At 38.5% G+C, this 779-nt stretch carries 2 protein-coding genes; both read left to right on the plus strand.

All coding sequences use genetic code 11. The features are described from left to right. Positions 1–355, plus strand: a 355-nt coding sequence (locus ALO_RS22400; RefSeq protein ID WP_004094634.1) for a hypothetical protein, incomplete at its 5' end; no start/stop codon positions are given. Between the two features lie 13 nt (positions 356–368). After that, entirely contained in the window at positions 369–683 is a 315-nt protein-coding gene (locus tag ALO_RS08060; RefSeq protein WP_004094635.1) for a hypothetical protein, read from the plus strand. The last annotated feature ends 96 nt before the right edge of the window (positions 684–779 follow it).

The following is a 779-nucleotide window of genomic DNA, read 5'->3' on the forward strand; positions in this document are numbered from 1 at the left end:
GACTGTAGCATCCAGTGGAACGAAAACTCTTGAAACCACCGCTGACCTATTGAAAGATGCACAGATATATGGAAATAAAGTATATGTAAAACCGGATGTTTTAAACAAAGTCGGTGCCGCAGAAGCAAATGGAGGAAGCGGATTTTCTGGACTTGCTCAAACTGTCACGAGTAGTAAGCCGGCAACTTGGCATGGGGAACTAACTGGTGGAACTCAAAGAATAGTTCAGTATTCTGATTCTCAAGGTGTCAAGTTTATTATACATGAAGTAACTGATGCTGTTGGGAATGTGGTTCACAGGGATTTTGACGCAGTAAGAATAGCTTCTGGCCAAGTAATAAATAAAATGAAATAGTCCGGGGTGTAAGATGGATAAAGCCAGTCTTAGAAGAATTTTAAGCGATTTAATTGCGGAACTTTTAACCAATCAGAAAACCAAAGAACAGACTATCAAAGAATTAGCCCAAAGAGTAGATATCGTCGATGTTCTGGATTCTAAAGATGATTTAATCATTAATGGCTATTACGCTCTAAAATATTTGACAGATGATTATGAAACCACTGTATTTGAACTGATTTATTTAAATGACTGCTTTATAGGCTCAAAACAGTTTTCAGAAGCAGAAAGAAACAGATTCATTGAGGATGGTATAAAGTCTGAAAATCGATCTAACAAAGGGTGACACCGAGGGAAATGACCTTTGGGGGCGCTGGTGACGATCATCTTTTGACCCATTGTTTTAAAGCGAAAAACAAACAGCGGAGCAGCGGACAAAAAT

It is taken from the genome of Acetonema longum DSM 6540, assembly GCF_000219125.1.
GTDB classification, from domain to species: Bacteria; Bacillota; Negativicutes; order Sporomusales; family Acetonemataceae; genus Acetonema; species Acetonema longum.

Coding starts and splice junctions, on each gene's coding strand:
- ALO_RS08060 (WP_004094635.1), top strand. CDS start 369: ATGGATAAAGCCAGTCTTAGAAGAATTTTAAGCGATTTAATTGCGGAA.